This window comes from Polaromonas sp. (assembly GCF_049790275.1).
Classification (GTDB): domain Bacteria; phylum Pseudomonadota; class Gammaproteobacteria; order Burkholderiales; family Burkholderiaceae_C; genus Polaromonas.
In genome coordinates this window covers 1-14,381 of record NZ_JBAQYR010000117.1, presented here as the reverse complement: position 1 = coordinate 14,381, position 14,381 = coordinate 1, and the positions used below count along the sequence as shown (strand labels likewise).

Genomic DNA, 14,381 nt, shown 5'->3' with positions numbered 1-14,381 from the left:
ACACGCTGACACATGCCGCAATTTCCCTCGCCGACCAAGGAAGAGCTTTCGGCGCTTGAACCCCTGGACCGGCTGGCGCTGCACAACATCGTACTGGTCGCCACGGCGCGGCAGGCCGACGACGCCTTCGAGGCACTGGCCGCCTGCATCGTGCTGGGTTTTGACACCGAGTCCAAACCGACCTTTTTCCGTGACCAGGTCTCCGAAGGCCCACACGTGGTGCAGTTGTCTACACCGCACAAGGCTTATGTCTTCCAGCTGTTTGAGGCGCGCTGCCGCGAGGTGGTGGCGGCCCTGCTGGAGTCGGAAACCATCATCAAGGTCGGCTTCGGCCTGGCCGGCGATCACCAGCAGATCCGCCGCACGCTGGGGGTGGAACCACGCAATGTGCTGGACCTGAATGTGGTTTTCAGGAAAAGGGGTTATGCCAAGGAGATCGGTGTTCGCGGCGCCGTGGCCGTGCTGTTCAACCGGCGTTTCCTGAAATCCAGAAAAGCCACGACCTCCAACTGGGCCAACCGCCACCTGACGGAGAGCCAGCTGGTTTATGCGGCCAACGACGCCTGGGCGGCGCTGCAGGTGTTTGAAGCGCTCGGCTCGCCGGCGGCCTAGAACATCCCGAAGCGCTGCCTGAAGGCGGCGCAGAACTGCGGGCTGCCGCTGACCGCGAGGGTCAGCGTATGCCACGGCGAAGCCGTGCCGTCCTGCTGTTCCTGCAGGTCGAAATCCCACTCACCACCCTCTTCCAGCGGGGCCTGCAGACCTGGAAAGGCCGCATGCGCCCAGTCCAGCACCTGCGCCATCTCGGCGCGGACGGCAGCGACCTGGTCGGACCGCACAGACGCCATGGTGTCAAACGTGCCGCCGCCTTGCGGGTCCTCGCTGTAATCGAAATCCAGAAAGCGCAATTTCAGGCGTTGGGTTCAGATGGCTGCGCGTCCGCCTCGCCGCCGGCTTCGCCCACCGGCCGGGGCCTGGCGGTGCGGTGGCCGGTTTTGGCCAGCAGCTCAAGATAAAAGGAATCGGCCCCGTCTTTGGCAGCCGCGTCCACCAGCGCAATGATGGTTGCGAAGTGCACGGGCTCTGCCTGCGCTTCGCTCAGGCCGAAGCGGCAGTCAAAATCCCAGAAATCAGCACCTTCTGGCAGGGGTACCCTGCGCTGGCGTTTGACGTACTTGCGGATGTCGTGCTTGACGGCGTCCAGCACACGGTCACGGTTCTTGCCTTCGACGGCGAGTTTGAATGTCTTTTTCACGGTTGCCTTTCGGGGGTCTGTATCAGCCCGGACGGACGTGATTCGCAAGCCTTCGATTATGCGGCCCGGCGGCAGCCCCTTGTGGCGCAACAGCTTAAACTGGGCCTTTGCCGCCGCCTCTTCACAAAGCCCTCCCCATGCCATTTTCTTCCCTGGGCCTGTCCCCTGCCCTGCTGCGTGCTGTCGGCCTTCGCGGCTACCTGGTGCCCACGCCCATTCAGGCGGCAACCATTCCCGCCGTCCTGCAGGGCCGCGACGTGCTGGGCTCGGCGCAAACCGGCTCCGGCAAAACCGCAGCCTTTGTGCTGCCGCTGCTGCAGCAACTGCAGCTGGGCCCGCACGAAAAACCCCGCAGGGTTCGCGGCCTGGTCCTGGTGCCGACACGCGAACTCGCCGCCCAGGTGGGCGAAGAAATCCGCAGCCTCTCGCAGCACCTGCCCCACGCCCCCAAGGTTGCTGTTGTGTTCGGCGGCGTCTCCATCAATCCGCAGATGATGAATCTGCGCGGCGGAGCCGACATCGTGGTCGCCACGCCCGGCCGCCTGCTGGACTTGGCAGACCACAATGCGATCAGGCTGTCCGCCGTCGGTACGCTGGTGCTCGATGAAGCGGACCGGCTGTTCGACCTGGGGTTTGCCGAAGAGCTCGGCCGCATCCTCGCGCTGCTTCCAGCGCAGCGCCAGAACCTGTTTTTTTCCGCCACCTTTCCACCCGCCGTGCAGGCCCTGGCGCAAACGCTGCTTCGTGAGCCCGTCCGGATCGAAGTCCTGTCCGAACCGGCGCAGGCGCCTGACATCGTGCAGCGCGCCGTGGCGGTGGATGCAGGCCGCCGCACCCAGCTGCTGCGGCATTTGATCGCGCAAAACGGCTGGCACCGGGTGCTGGTGTTTGTGGCCACCAAACATGCGGCCGAAATCGTGGCCGACAAATTGCGCAAGGCCCGCATTTATGCCGAGCCTTTCCATGGCGAACTGAGCCAGGGCAAACGCACCCAGGTGCTGGCCGACTTCAAGGCCTCGCGGCTCAAGGTGGTGGTGGCCACCGACGTTGCGGCGCGGGGCATCGACATTGCGCAGTTGCCGGTGGTGGTGAACTACGACCTGCCGCGCTCAGCAGTGGACTACATCCACCGTATCGGCCGCACCGGGCGCGCCGGTGAAAGCGGGCTGGCCCTGAGCTTTGTCAGCCCGGACACACAGGCGCACTGGCGCCTGATCGAAAAACGCCAGCACCTGAAACTCCCGCTGGAACAGGTGGAAGGATTCGAGCCGCAACAGGCGGCAGCCACCGAGGGAGGTGCGAACCCCCCTTCAACCGGCGGCATCAAGGGCAAGCGCCCCAGCAAGAAAGACAAACTCAGGGCCGCAGCAAACCGCGAGGTTTGAGTCTGGCCCCTCGTCTAAGGTTTGCGTCGGGAACCGTTGGCAGCGCCGTTGACGCGGGTGATGGCATAACCTTTTTCGGCGATTTGCTCCTCCGGCTGGGGAATCGCGTAATGGCGGACCTGCTCGGCCTGCTCCCCCATTTCCACGGCCCGCACTTCGGTTTCCCAATCCGTGTTGGTGGCTTCCTCGGGAATCACCCGTCCCGCGGGCACCGCGAGGTAAGAAAATTGATCGTTGGATTCGGCTCGGCGATAAATATCCACACGCATGGTTTCTCCTTTACAACTGCGGTTCATCTACCTTAACGCCACCCCGGTTTTTCCTTGTAGGAGAAACCCCTCTCCTGGCACGGCCATGCGGGCTCCGTGGTCAAGCGCATGCCTGGGACGGCTTTCCGGATTGCTTCCGTTTTGATAGCCTCTTGCGCCCGCACCATAAGGGCTGAGGCCAATTTGGCATCAAACCCTGACACCCAGGTGACGCCGGGGCTGCACCCTGCGCGCTAAGCTGGCCGGCAATTCCTTCCGCCAACCTGACCGGAGCCATTCCCATGAACGATCTTTTTTCCCTCCAGGGCCGCACGGCGCTGATCACCGGCGGTTCACGCGGCATTGGCCGCATGATTGCCGCCGGCTTTCTGGCGCAGGGCGCACGCGTCTACATCTCGGCGCGCAAGGCCGCCGCCTGCGACCAGACCGCCAAAGAGCTCTCCAGCCTTGGGCACTGCGTTTCGCTGCCGGCCGATGTCTCCACGGTCGAGGGCGCACGCGCCCTGGCCGCGGCCTACAGCGCGCACGAGCCGCAGCTGGACATCCTCGTGAACAACGCAGGGGCGGCTTGGGGCGCGCCGTTTGACGAGTTTCCGGAAAGCGGCTGGGACAAGGTGATGGACCTGAACCTCAAAACCCCTTTCTTCCTGACGCAAGCCCTGATCGGCGCCTTGCGCACATCGGCCAAGCAGCGTCCGGCCAAGGTCATCAACATTGCCTCGATCGACGGGATTTCCGTCAACCCGATGGAAACCTATTCCTATGCCGCCAGCAAAGCCGGCCTGATCCAGCTGACGCGGCGCATGGCCCTGCAGCTGGTCAAGGACAACATCGTGGTCAGCGCCATCGCACCGGGTGCGTTTGCCTCCGACATGAACAAGGATGCCAGGGACCATGGCGACGCGGTGGCGGCGCGCATCCCCGCGGGACGCGTGGGTACGGATGCCGACATGGCAGGCGCGGCCATCTACCTGGCCTCGCGCGCCGGTGACTATGTGGTCGGCTCGACCCTGGTGGTTGACGGCGGCGTGACACACGCACGCTGAGCTGGGGCGCCCGACGCGCCAGTAGTCAGTCGTCCGCGCCGGACGTCGACAAGGCCTCGGGCACGTGTTGCGGCAGCACCAGCTGGCCCTGCGCGTCCGGCAGCGCTTCGATGCGGATCAGCGGTGCGGAGGAACTCACGCCGCCAAACATCGTCGCAAACGCAGCGTCCGCCGCGTCGCGGCCCGTGGCAAAACGCACGAAGCCCATGGGGATCGCCGTGCCCGACGGGTCGAACATGTACCAGCGGTGGCCCACATACACCTCGACATAGGCATGGAAATCGGTCGGGCCCAGGGCCGGGTCGGCACCGTAGTCGATGCCGCTGACAAAACGCGCCGGGATATTGACCGCTCGGCACAGCGCAATCATCAGGTGCGCAAAGTCGCGGCAGACGCCGGCCTCGTCGATCAGCGTGTCCACCGCCGTGGTGTAGCCGGTCGAGCTGTTGGAAGTGAAGGTCACACGCTGGTTGACCCAGTCGCGGATCGCCTGCACCCGGCTGTAGCCCTGGCGCAAATGGCCGAACTCCTTGACGGCCAGGCGATGCAGCCGATCCGACTGGCAGTACCGGCTGGGGTAAAGGTAAGCCAGCACCTGGCCGGGCAACTGCAGCACACCGACCTCGCCCAGGTTCTCGGGCTGTTCCTGGTGATGCTGTATATCCACCGTGGCGCCATAGCTGACGGTCAGCGGCCCAGGCGTGGCCCTGAACTTCAGGTAGCGGTTGTGGCTGACCGGATCGGTGTACAGGTCAGGCTGCAGTATCTGGCTGATGCCCAGGGTTTCGCCGATCACGTTTTGCTGGCGCGTTTGCGCCGCATGAATGTTGAAAATGAAATCACAGCCGGCGTCAGCCACCTGGTAATTCAGTTCAATCGAAAATCCGAGCCTGACCATATGTTGTCTTCCTGAAGTGGGGACGCGGCCCGTTGAAGGCTGCTGCGTGTGCTGCGACATGGCGCGGCTGAAGCTGAAGCGGATGGTCTGCCGGTATGGCAGCTGGCGCGTCATGGCGCAACTGAAGATGATTGTGAACCTCAAAAACGACCCTGGCGGCAACTCGGGCCAAGCGGCCATGCTGCGCCACGGTCAGACCTGACTCCGGGAGCGGACGTTTTCCTACAGACGGCACACAAACCACCGGGGTCAGCTTGCAGAAAGTCTGGCGGGCGGCCGTAGCGCTATCTTTTTAAGAGCTGTCTGCGCATGCCCATCAAGGGCTGTGGCTATTTTTCGCTGGTAGATTCGCAATCAACCCCGAAACTCACGTCGATAGGTGGAAGGCGACGTGTTCAGCGAGGCGGCAAAGTGCTGGCGCATCGACACGGCGGTGCCAAAGCCTGCGTCTGCCGCGATCTGCTCGATGCTGCGGCTGGTGGATTCCAGTTGCCGCTGTGCCAGCGCCAGCCGCTGGTTCAACAGCCACTGGCCCACCGTGGTCCCGGTGACCTGCCGGAAATGCCGCGTGAACGTACGCCTTGAAAGCAGCGCACGGCGCGCGAGATCGTCCAGGCTGTGCGGCCGGTTCAGGTGTTTTTGCACCCAGCCCAGCACATCGGCCAGGCGATGGTCGGCGCCGGAGGCAGGCAGCGGCTGCTCCACATACTGCGCCTGCCCGCCCTGCCGGTGAGGCGCCACCACCATGCGCCGCGCCATGTGGTTGGCCACCTCGGCGCCATGATCGGTGCGCAGCAGGTGCAGGCAACAGTCGATGCCTGCGGCAGTTCCGGCCGATGTCAGCACATCACCATCGTCCACATAAAGCACGTCGGGCCGCAGCTCAACCTGCGGGTAACGCTGCGCGAAAGCGGGGACCACTGCCCAGTGCGTGGTGGCGGGCCGGCCGTCGAGCAGGCCCGCTTCGGCCAGCACAAAAGCCCCCACGCACAAGCCCACGATGCGCGCGCCGCGCTTGTGGGCTGCACGCAGTGCCTTCAGCAAGGCCTCGGGCGGCGCCCGGTAGTTCTTATCGTTCGGGCTGTGCCATGAGGGCACGATGACGATGTCGGCCCGCGCCATGGCCGAGAGCTTGTGCACAACATCCACGGAGAAACCGGCCGGCGTGCGCAACGGCCCGGGCTCGGCCGCGCACACCAGCAGCTTGAAGTGAGGCATGTGCGGGCCGCCCATCTCCTGGCCAAACACCAGACAGGGCACGGACAGATGAAAGGGACTGATGCCGTCGAAAGCAACCACCGCGACGGTCTGCACCCGGCCGGCTTTTCGGGAAGAAGCACGCATGGCCTGATTCTATCGATTTATGGCTATCGGGCCACTTTCGCCAAAGCGCCCCGAAACGAACAATCCAGCTCATCAACCACTTGCTTCAAGGAGAACTTCCATGACCCCTGTTACCCCTCGCCGCGCCCTCGTCGTGATCGACGTGCAAAACGAATACTTCACCGGCAATCTGCTCATCGAGCATCCGCCGGTGCAGCAATCCCTGCCCAATATCGGCCGCGCCATGGATGCCGCCCGCGCGGCCGGCATCCCGGTGGTGGTGGTGCAACACAGCGCGGCAGCCAGCGCACCGCTGTTCGCCAAGGGCTCGCCCACCTGGGAACTCAACGAAGTGGTGGGAGGCCGACCACGTGACCACTACATCGAAAAAGCCTGGCCCAGCGTCTTCACCGGCACCGGCTTTGCAGACTGGCTGAAAGAAAAGCAGATCGACACCTTGACGGTGGCCGGCTACATGACGCACAACTGTGACGCCTCGACCATTTTTGAAGCCATGCACCGCGGCCTGCAAGTGGAATTTTTGCAGGACGCCACCGGCGCACTGCCCTACGCCAACACGGCAGGCAGCGCGACGGCGGAAGAGATTCACCGGGTATTCAGCGTGGTGTTCCACACAGGTTTTGCGGCCGTCGCTTCCACCGACGAATGGATCAATGCTGTGCAGGCAGACCGTGCAGTCAGGAAGGGCAATATCCTGGCGTCGAATCAGGCTGCGCTTGCCTCGAAGTAATTTTGTGGCACGACCGGGACCATCGTTGCCGTCTCTTTTGCAACAGGAAGAGCAAGAAGACCGCTGGACTCAGAGCCGGGCCAGCAGCTCTTTGACGTCTTCCCCCAAAGAGAGAACTTGCGGGTTGGTCACGACGCCGATGGCCATGGCGTCCAGGCCACCGATCATGGTGCACTTGAACTTGGCATCGGGCTGCTTCAGGCACTCCATCACGCCCCTTGGAACACCATCCACCGGAAAACGTAGCGGATGAAAGGCGTAGATGAAGTTGGAAGGATCCGTGGGATAGACCGTCCGGTCAAGAAGCTCCCCCGGAAACTTCCCGCCGGTCATGGTGCGAATGAGATAAGCCATTTTTGCACCCATCTCCGGCATGGCCCGCTTCGTTTCAACGTTGTGCGCCCCATGAAGACCAACCATGGTCCCCGCAAGAGGCATGCCGTTGCTGAACGAGCGCTGGACACCTCCAAGGAAGATCAAGCCGCACGCCGATTCACATTTTCCGGATACCGCCGTGGGAAGGCCCCGGTCACGAATCCGCTGCGCAAGTTGCAGCCCGTTCCAGAGATCACCACCGGGGCTGTTATGGAGCAGAACCAGCTTGACCCGATCAGTTGCGAAGTGGTTCCTCAGGCGGCTCAAGTCGTCACCCACCACCGGCCCGGACATGACCAGCGTGTCACCTACGAGGTTGAACTCCATCGCCAGAGGTGCCGACGCCGGAGTCAGTGCAAGCGCGGACACAAGGCAAGTTGCAAGGAGCGCACGCATGGCCGGCTGTCAGGCTTCGTCCATGAAGCGCACCTTGATACTTTTTCCCTTGACGCCGCCATTGGCCAGTTTTTGCTGGGCCTGGCTGGCAATGGTGCGGTCCACCGCAACATAGGTGGAGAATTCGTTGACATTGATCTTGCCGACCTGCTCACGCGTGAAGGGCGGCACATTGCCGGCCTCGCCGGTCAGCGCTCCCAGCACGTCGCCGGCGCGGATTTTTTCCTTGCGGCCGCCGACGATCTGCAGCGTCACCATGGGCGGCAACAACGGTTCGTTGCTGGCCGGCGTCAGCTCACTGAGTTTGTGCCATTCGGACTCGGCCTTCTGCAGTTGCTCGATCTTGCCGACGTAACCCATCTCGTCCATGCTCGCCAGGCTGATGGCCCAGCCTTCTTCGTCGGCGCGGCCGGTGCGGCCGATGCGGTGGATGTGCACCTCGGCATCCGGCGTCACGTCCACGTTGATGACCATCGCAAGCTGCGCTATGTCCAGGCCGCGCGCGGCCACGTCGGTAGCCACGAGCACCGAGCAACTGCGGTTGGAAAACTGCACCAGCACCTGGTCGCGTTCGCGCTGCTCCAGCTCACCAAACAGCGCCAGCGCGCTGAAGCCCTGCTCTTTCAAATAGGCCACCAGCGCGCGGCACTGCGATTTGGTGTTGCAGAAAGCCAGCGTGCTGGCCGGGCGGAAATGGCGCAGCACTTGCGCCACTGCGCCCAGGCGGGCTTCGTCATGGTCGCTGTCCGGCACTTGGTACCAGCGCTGCTGGATTTTGGTTTTCTCATGCTGCGCCTGCACCGTGATGGTTTGCGGCGTCTTCATGAACTGCTGACTGATCTTGGCGATGCCTTCCGGGTAAGTGGCCGAGAACAGCAGGGTTTGCCGTTCTTTGGGGCACTGTTTGACCACCGTGGCGATATCGTCGAAAAAGCCCATGTCCAGCATGCGGTCGGCTTCGTCGAGCACCAGCGTGTTCATCGCCTCCAGCGTCAGGTTGCCCCGCGCCAGGTGGTCCATGATGCGGCCTGGTGTGCCGACGACGATGTGCGCGCCGTTTTCCAGGCTGGCGGTCTGGTTGCGCAGCGGCACGCCGCCGCACAGCACCACCACCTTGATGTTTTCCTCGGCCCGCGCCAGGCGGCGGATTTCCGTGGCGACCTGGTCAGCCAGCTCGCGCGTCGGGCACAGCACCATGGCCTGTATGGCGAAACGGCGCGCATTGAGATTGACCAGCAGTGGAATGGCAAACGCAGCAGTCTTGCCGCTGCCGGTTTTGGCCTGCGCAATCAGGTCCTTGCCAGCCAGCGCCAGCGGCAGGCTGGCCGCCTGAATCGGCGTCATGGCCAGGTAGCCCAGGGTTTTGAGGTTGGCCTGCATGGCAGGATTCAGCGGCAGCGTGCTGAAGTCAGTACTTGCTGCGCTGGAAGTCGGGGAGGAAGAAGTCATGCCCTGATTATCGACGCTGTGTTTTTTAAACCTTCCGCACGCAGGCAGAGGCCCTTCCCCGCGCCATGTGCCGCTCAGCGGCCTGTGCATGGAGATATTGAACGAAAATTGGCATGAGCCCTTATCCGGCGGGCGCAAGAAGCTCTGTTATTGATAGCAAGTTTCAACCCAGCACTACAAGGCTTAAGCTTGTGACGCCGCATTTCCTGAACTTTTCCATCGTTTCGCCCAGGCCCAATGCCCCCTGACGACTTTTCCGCCGCAGCCGTGCACGCGCTCGGCACCCATGGCCTGCTGCTCTTCCTGGCACTGCTGGCATTGCTGCTGCCGCTGGCCACAACACTGTGGTGGCTGGCGCAACGTTACGCCGTTCGCACCGAAACCAGCGCCCTGCCGGCAGGCGGCTACCTGCTGATCCGTCTTGCCGCGGGGTTTGCGGTGTTGGTGGGTGCCGCAGCGGTTTTTGCGGAAATTGCCGAAGAGCTGGGCGACGGCGAACGCGCGGGCGAGCTGGACCAACTCTTTTCAGACGCCGTACGCGACAACACACCGCAGGCTGCCCTGCAGATCTTCGCCTGGATCACGCGGCTTGGCGACACGGCAAGCCTGAGCGTGCTGGGCGTCGCCGTGGCGCTGGTACTGCTTGTGCGTGGACGCCGCTGGCTGGCCCTGGGCTGGTCGCTTGCGATCAGCGGCCACGCCCTCCTGAACCCCACGCTCAAGGCCTTGTTTGAAAGGACGCGGCCTGTCCATGAAGCCGGGCTGGTGCACGCGGACGGCTGGAGTTTTCCGAGCGGTCACAGCTCAGGCTCAGTGGTGGTCTACGGCATGTTGGCCTATGTGCTGATGCACAGCCTGCCGCCGGCCTTGGCGCGGCGCGCCAGCCTGCCGCTGGTGCTGCTGGCTGCCACCCTGGCGTTTTCGGTTGGCTGCAGCCGCATTTTTCTTCAGGTGCACTTCGCCACGGACGTGTTGGCCGGTTTTGCCTCCGGCACCGCCTGGCTGGCGGTGTGTGTGGCCAGCATCGAGCTCAGCCGTCACTATGGCCGGCCCCACGCCTGAACCCGTTACAGATAAGGCGACAGCTGCGCCTCGCCCCAGCGCAAAGGCAAAGACGCCTCCACCCGTTTCATGGACAGCAGCGTGAAGCGAAGCAGACGCTGCGCGCCCTCCAGCGCCGCCAGCTCGGGGCCGTCCCAGACTATTTCTGCAGCCACAGCCAGGTACAGCAGGTCGCCATTGTCGAAATCGATGAACAGCAGGCCGGCACGCGGATTGACGGCAATGTTGCCGAGGGTGTTGAAGAAGAAATTTCCGGCATAGTCCGGCATGGTGAGGGTGCCGTCATCGTTCACCCGCACAAAACCGGGCTTGCCGCCGCGGTGCGACACATCCGCGCCGCCGGCCCGGCCCGCCTGCGCGCCGTCTCCGGCATAGGCTGTGGCAATGAACAGGGTGTCGGCCCCGGCCACCATGCGGCGCGCGGCTGCATCGAGTTGTGCGGCCTCGTGCACGACGGCGCGCGCAAATGGCGGACTTTCCACATACACCGGTTCGCGCGCCTGGATGTATTTGGGGCAGTTGCCAAAACTCTGGCTCAGTTCCACCGTGAACCCAGTTACGCCCACCTCGCGCAACACACCATTCATGCGGTTGCGCCGCCGTGTCTGCGGCTCGATGCCCAGCAGGCCAATGGGTGCATCGTCGGCCAACGTCTCCTTCAGGGGATCACCTTCCAGCGGCTGCGCCCGCACCACCAGGTGCTTCGGGTCAGGCGAACGAATGAAGCCGGGTGGCTGCGCCAGCACCGAAGCCCAGGGCTGGCCGCCCGCATCCACAGTGCCAGCGATCACAAAGGGCAATTGTTCAAAAAAACTGCGGTGCTGGTCCGGCATGAAGTCGCGGATCACCTGCGGGCCGATCTGCGCCAGCCGTTCCTGCACACCCAGGCGCGCCTGCACTGCGCGTTCGCCTTCGTGAAACGCGGGCGGGCTCATGACATCACCCCTGCAGCAGTCACCCCGGAAACCGTTCGTCGTTTCATGCCGCCAGCCCGATCGGGGTTTTGACCATGGGCACAAAGCGCGGCAGCGCCTCGATGCGGGCCAGCCAGGCGCGCAGCGCTGGATAGGGCTCGAGCGACACATTGCCCTCGGGAGCGTGTGCCACATAGCTGTAGTTGGCGATGTCGGCGAGAGTGGGCGTGCTGCCTGCCAGAAAGGCGGACTGGCCCAGCTGCTGCTCCATCACCGCGAACAGCGTGTGGGCGCGCGTGATCGCCTCAGGGTTGTCCGGCCGCTTGAACAGCTGGGTCACGCGCGCTGCCGCCGGGCCGAAAGCGAGCTGGCCCGCGGCGACGGACAACCAGCGCTGCACGGCAGCGGCGGCCTGCGGCTCCTGCGGCAGCCATTGCTCCGGCCGCTCCGCGTAGCGCTTGGCCAGGTACACCAGGATGGCATTGGCATCGGCCAGCATGCATTCACCGTCCTGGATCACCGGCACCTGGCCAAAGGCATTCATGGCCAGGAAGGCAGGCGTCTTGTGCGCCCCGGCCGCCAGGTCCACCTCGACCGCCTCCATCGGCAGGCCAAGCAGGGACAAAAACAGCTCCACCCGGTGGCAATGGCCGGACAGTGCGTAGCGGTACAGCCGGATGGGGCGGACGGGGGTTTGGGGCTTGGACAGGGTGGCTGTGGACATGGAGGTCTTTCAGGAAGTGGACAGGAAGTAAGGGAATGAGCGCCATTCTGTTTGATCCACTTGAATGAATAAATGGATCAAAGTGGATTTAACTGCTCCGATAATTGGATGAATTACCATTCGGGCTATGGACAAGCTCCGGGCCATGCAGGCCTTTATTCATATTGCCGACGAAGGCAGCCTGACGGCCGCGGCACGCGTCATGGAGTCTTCGTTGCCGGCCATGGTGCGCACGCTGGCCGCTTTCGAAGCGCAGCTGGGCGTGCGCCTGTTCAACCGCAGCACGCGCCGCATTTCACTGACCGAAGAAGGCCGGCGGCATCTGGAAAGCTGCCGGCAATTGCTGGCCACTCTGGAAGACGCCGAGGCGGCGCTGACCGCAGACGCTGGCGAACCGGCCGGCCACCTCACCATCACCGCGCCCATGCTGTTCGGCCAGATGCATGTGGCGCCCGCAGTCACGCGGTTCGTGCAGAAGTACGACAAGATGCGCTGCAGCATGGTGCTGCTGGACCGCGTAGTCAACCTGCTGGAAGAAGGCATCGACGTAGGCATACGCATCGGCATGCTGGACGACTCCAGCCTGGTGGCACAGCCCGTGGGCCATATCCGGCGCCTGGTGGTGGCCAGCCCGGCTTGGCTGCGGCGACATGGCGTGCCACAGCATCCCAGGGACCTGCTCAAGGCCAACTGCGTGCGCGTGACCGATCACGCCACCGCCTGGGGCCCTTTCAACGACAAGGGCCGGCAACTACGCCTGGCCGTCAGCGGCAACCTGGAGTTCAACCAGATCGCGCCGGCTGTGGCGGCCTGCGCGGCCGGCGCGGGCCTGGGCATGTTTTTCTCGTACCAGGTGGCGCCCTTCCTCAAGACCAAGCAGCTGCGTTGCGTGCTGGAAGATTTCGAACCGCCACCCCGTCCCATACACGTGGTGTACCCGCACGCCCGCCTGCTGCCCAAACGCACCCGGGTGTTCATCGAGTGGATCAAGGAGGAGCTCCGGCCTTTCCAGGGATGAAGCCTTTGTTTATATATAAAAAAGGCCACCAGCCCTTTATCCATGGGCGCAAGCAGCTATCTTCTTAATAGCTACTCCAGCCCCCGGGCGCGGACATGCAACTCAGGCGCCGAACCTGTAAAAACGCTGCGGGTTGTGCACCAGCAGCGCTTCGAGCGCTGGCAAGGTCGGCACGATCATCGCCAGCAGGTCCACCAGCTGGCCGTCGTCGGGCACATGGTGGTGGTTGGGGTGCGGCCAGTCGGTGCCCCAGAAACAGCGCTCCGGAAACTCCTGCAGCAGGCGGCGCGCCAGCGCCACGCCCTCGGCATACGGCGCACCCGGTGAGACACGGTCCACCCCGCTGACCTTCACATGAAAACGCGGGTCTTCGAGTAGCGCGCACAGCGCACGGAAATCGGCATGGTTCTCACCCTGCGTTGCATCGACCCTCGCCATGTGGTCGATCACCACCGGCACGGCCGATTGCCTGAGCACCGGCGCCAGCTCGTGGATCAGGCTGCTTTCGAAATGCACCTGCAGGTGCAGGCCCAGCGGCGCCAGGCGCTGCGTCAGCGCCACCACTTGCTGCACCGTGGCGCCCTGCGCCTGGTGTTGCATGAAGTTGAAGCGCACGCCGCGAAAGCCGGCCGCCTCGAGCCGCTGCAGTTCGGCATCGCTCACCTGGTGCGGCACCAGCGCCACGCCGAGGTAACGGCCACCGCCCGCGCGTATCGCGTCCTCGACCACCCGGTTGTCAAAGCCATGCACCAGCGACTGCACGATCACGCAGCGCGTGATACCCAGCAGCCGGTGCAATGCAAACAGCGTTTCCTTGGGCGCATCGGCCGGCGTGATCGCACTGTCAGGAGAAAAAGGAAAAGTCGCGGCCGGGCCGAACACATGCACGTGAGCATCGCAGGCACCGGGCGGCAGCAGCAGCCGGGGTGCGGACGGCTGGCGCATGTAGGTCAGAACAGCTTCGGGCATGCGCCTATTCTGGCCGCAATGGCGGCTTGGCTGCTGGAGCAGAAAACCGACCAGAAAATCGGCCAGCACGCCGCTGAACATCAAATTGGCCTCCAGCCCTTATACACCGCGCGCAAGCAGCTATCATTTTTATAACAAAACCCTGCACAATATGGGTTCAAGCCACTAGGGCCTGTTCACACTATTTATGCAAGATGCGTTGCGAGTCAAAAAGGTCATGCGCGAGGCGCAAAATGCAGCCGGGCTAGCGCCCGGCAAGGCTTTGCAACGCTGCGCATGGCCTTTTTGGCCGCAACCCGGAGGGAACGTGGTTAAACCAGCACCACTCGTCGTTGCACTCCTAGCCCAGCCGCCCGGGCTGAGCGTCGTCGCGCGCCTAGATTCGCGCTGTTTTAACCACGTTCGCACTTGTATAAATAGTGTGAACAGGCCCTAGAGGCATGCTTCAGCCAGCAACTCCAGAGAAGAAAACACATATGCAAACTTTTGACTTTGACCTGTTTGTCATAGGCGGTGGCAGCGGCGGCGTGCGTGCCGCGCGCATGGC

At 63.6% G+C, this 14,381-nt stretch carries 17 protein-coding genes; 7 read left to right on the top strand and 10 right to left on the bottom strand.

The window, feature by feature from the left end:
• The first annotated feature begins 12 nt into the window (after window positions 1-12).
• Window positions 13-612, top strand: coding sequence for a 3'-5' exonuclease (locus tag WA904_RS15435; protein WP_425198007.1), 600 nt, complete (start codon window positions 13-15; stop codon window positions 610-612).
• Here the strand turns inward: WA904_RS15435 and WA904_RS15430 are convergent.
• On the bottom strand, window positions 609-908 hold the full coding sequence (locus WA904_RS15430; RefSeq protein WP_425198006.1) for a hypothetical protein: 300 nt from the start codon (window positions 906-908) through the stop codon (window positions 609-611). The two genes, WA904_RS15435 and WA904_RS15430, sit on opposite strands and share 4 nt — an antisense overlap.
• A gap of 2 nt (window positions 909-910) precedes the next feature.
• Entirely contained in the window at window positions 911-1,255 is a 345-nt protein-coding gene (locus WA904_RS15425) for a DUF6172 family protein (RefSeq protein ID WP_425198005.1), read from the bottom strand.
• Between the two features lie 137 nt (window positions 1,256-1,392).
• Here WA904_RS15425 and WA904_RS15420 point away from each other — a divergent pair, with 137 nt between their 5' ends.
• Window positions 1,393-2,640, top strand: a complete 1,248-nt coding sequence (locus WA904_RS15420) for a DEAD/DEAH box helicase (RefSeq protein WP_425198004.1) — start codon at window positions 1,393-1,395, stop codon at window positions 2,638-2,640.
• Window positions 2,641-2,654: 14 nt separating this feature from the next.
• Here the strand turns inward: WA904_RS15420 and WA904_RS15415 are convergent, their stop codons facing one another.
• Window positions 2,655-2,909, bottom strand: a complete 255-nt coding sequence (locus WA904_RS15415; protein WP_425198003.1) for a DUF6139 family protein — start codon at window positions 2,907-2,909, stop codon at window positions 2,655-2,657.
• Between the two features lie 281 nt (window positions 2,910-3,190).
• Here WA904_RS15415 and WA904_RS15410 point away from each other — a divergent pair, with 281 nt between their 5' ends.
• A complete protein-coding gene (locus tag WA904_RS15410) occupies window positions 3,191-3,955 on the top strand; it encodes an SDR family oxidoreductase (protein WP_425198002.1) in 765 nt (254 codons plus the stop codon).
• Between the two features lie 25 nt (window positions 3,956-3,980).
• Here WA904_RS15410 and WA904_RS15405 read toward each other — a convergent pair whose 3' ends face one another.
• Window positions 3,981-4,853: a transglutaminase-like domain-containing protein gene (locus WA904_RS15405; protein WP_425198001.1), complete on the bottom strand. Its 873-nt coding sequence runs from the start codon at window positions 4,851-4,853 to the stop codon at window positions 3,981-3,983.
• Window positions 4,854-4,911: 58 nt separating this feature from the next.
• Here WA904_RS15405 and WA904_RS15400 point away from each other — a divergent pair, with 58 nt between their 5' ends.
• Window positions 4,912-5,055: a hypothetical protein gene (locus tag WA904_RS15400; RefSeq protein WP_425198000.1), complete on the top strand. Its 144-nt coding sequence runs from the start codon at window positions 4,912-4,914 to the stop codon at window positions 5,053-5,055.
• 152 nt (window positions 5,056-5,207) lie between these two features.
• On the opposite strand, the gene WA904_RS15395 is transcribed toward WA904_RS15400, so the two are convergent.
• On the bottom strand, window positions 5,208-6,197 hold the full coding sequence (locus WA904_RS15395) for a GlxA family transcriptional regulator (protein ID WP_425197999.1): 990 nt from the start codon (window positions 6,195-6,197) through the stop codon (window positions 5,208-5,210).
• 100 nt (window positions 6,198-6,297) lie between these two features.
• Here WA904_RS15395 and WA904_RS15390 point away from each other — a divergent pair, with 100 nt between their 5' ends.
• Window positions 6,298-6,927 (top strand): cysteine hydrolase family protein, encoded by a 630-nt coding sequence (locus tag WA904_RS15390; RefSeq protein WP_425197998.1) that lies wholly within the window; start codon window positions 6,298-6,300, stop codon window positions 6,925-6,927.
• 69 nt (window positions 6,928-6,996) lie between these two features.
• On the opposite strand, the gene WA904_RS15385 is transcribed toward WA904_RS15390, so the two are convergent.
• Window positions 6,997-7,698 carry a hypothetical protein gene (locus WA904_RS15385; RefSeq protein WP_425197997.1) on the bottom strand — a complete coding sequence of 234 codons (702 nt, stop codon included), beginning with the start codon at window positions 7,696-7,698 and terminating at the stop codon, window positions 6,997-6,999.
• A 9-nt stretch (window positions 7,699-7,707) separates the two neighbouring features.
• Window positions 7,708-9,147 (bottom strand): ATP-dependent RNA helicase DbpA, encoded by a 1,440-nt coding sequence (gene dbpA, locus WA904_RS15380; protein WP_425197996.1) that lies wholly within the window; start codon window positions 9,145-9,147, stop codon window positions 7,708-7,710.
• 237 nt (window positions 9,148-9,384) lie between these two features.
• Here dbpA and WA904_RS15375 point away from each other — a divergent pair, with 237 nt between their 5' ends.
• Window positions 9,385-10,209 carry a phosphatase PAP2 family protein gene (locus tag WA904_RS15375; protein ID WP_425197995.1) on the top strand — a complete coding sequence of 275 codons (825 nt, stop codon included), beginning with the start codon at window positions 9,385-9,387 and terminating at the stop codon, window positions 10,207-10,209.
• A gap of 5 nt (window positions 10,210-10,214) precedes the next feature.
• Here the strand turns inward: WA904_RS15375 and WA904_RS15370 are convergent, their stop codons facing one another.
• On the bottom strand, window positions 10,215-11,144 hold the full coding sequence (locus WA904_RS15370; protein WP_425197994.1) for a pyridoxamine 5'-phosphate oxidase family protein: 930 nt from the start codon (window positions 11,142-11,144) through the stop codon (window positions 10,215-10,217).
• A 43-nt stretch (window positions 11,145-11,187) separates the two neighbouring features.
• The gene (locus WA904_RS15365) at window positions 11,188-11,832 is read right to left on the bottom strand and encodes a glutathione S-transferase family protein (protein ID WP_425198211.1); all 645 of its coding nucleotides are present in this window, start codon (window positions 11,830-11,832) and stop codon (window positions 11,188-11,190) included.
• 142 nt (window positions 11,833-11,974) lie between these two features.
• Here WA904_RS15365 and WA904_RS15360 point away from each other — a divergent pair, with 142 nt between their 5' ends.
• Entirely contained in the window at window positions 11,975-12,865 is an 891-nt protein-coding gene (locus WA904_RS15360; RefSeq protein ID WP_425197993.1) for a LysR family transcriptional regulator, read from the top strand.
• Window positions 12,866-12,967: 102 nt separating this feature from the next.
• Here the strand turns inward: WA904_RS15360 and WA904_RS15355 are convergent, their stop codons facing one another.
• The gene (locus tag WA904_RS15355; protein WP_425197992.1) at window positions 12,968-13,834 is read right to left on the bottom strand and encodes an amidohydrolase family protein; all 867 of its coding nucleotides are present in this window, start codon (window positions 13,832-13,834) and stop codon (window positions 12,968-12,970) included.
• Between the last annotated feature and the right edge of the window lie 547 nt (window positions 13,835-14,381).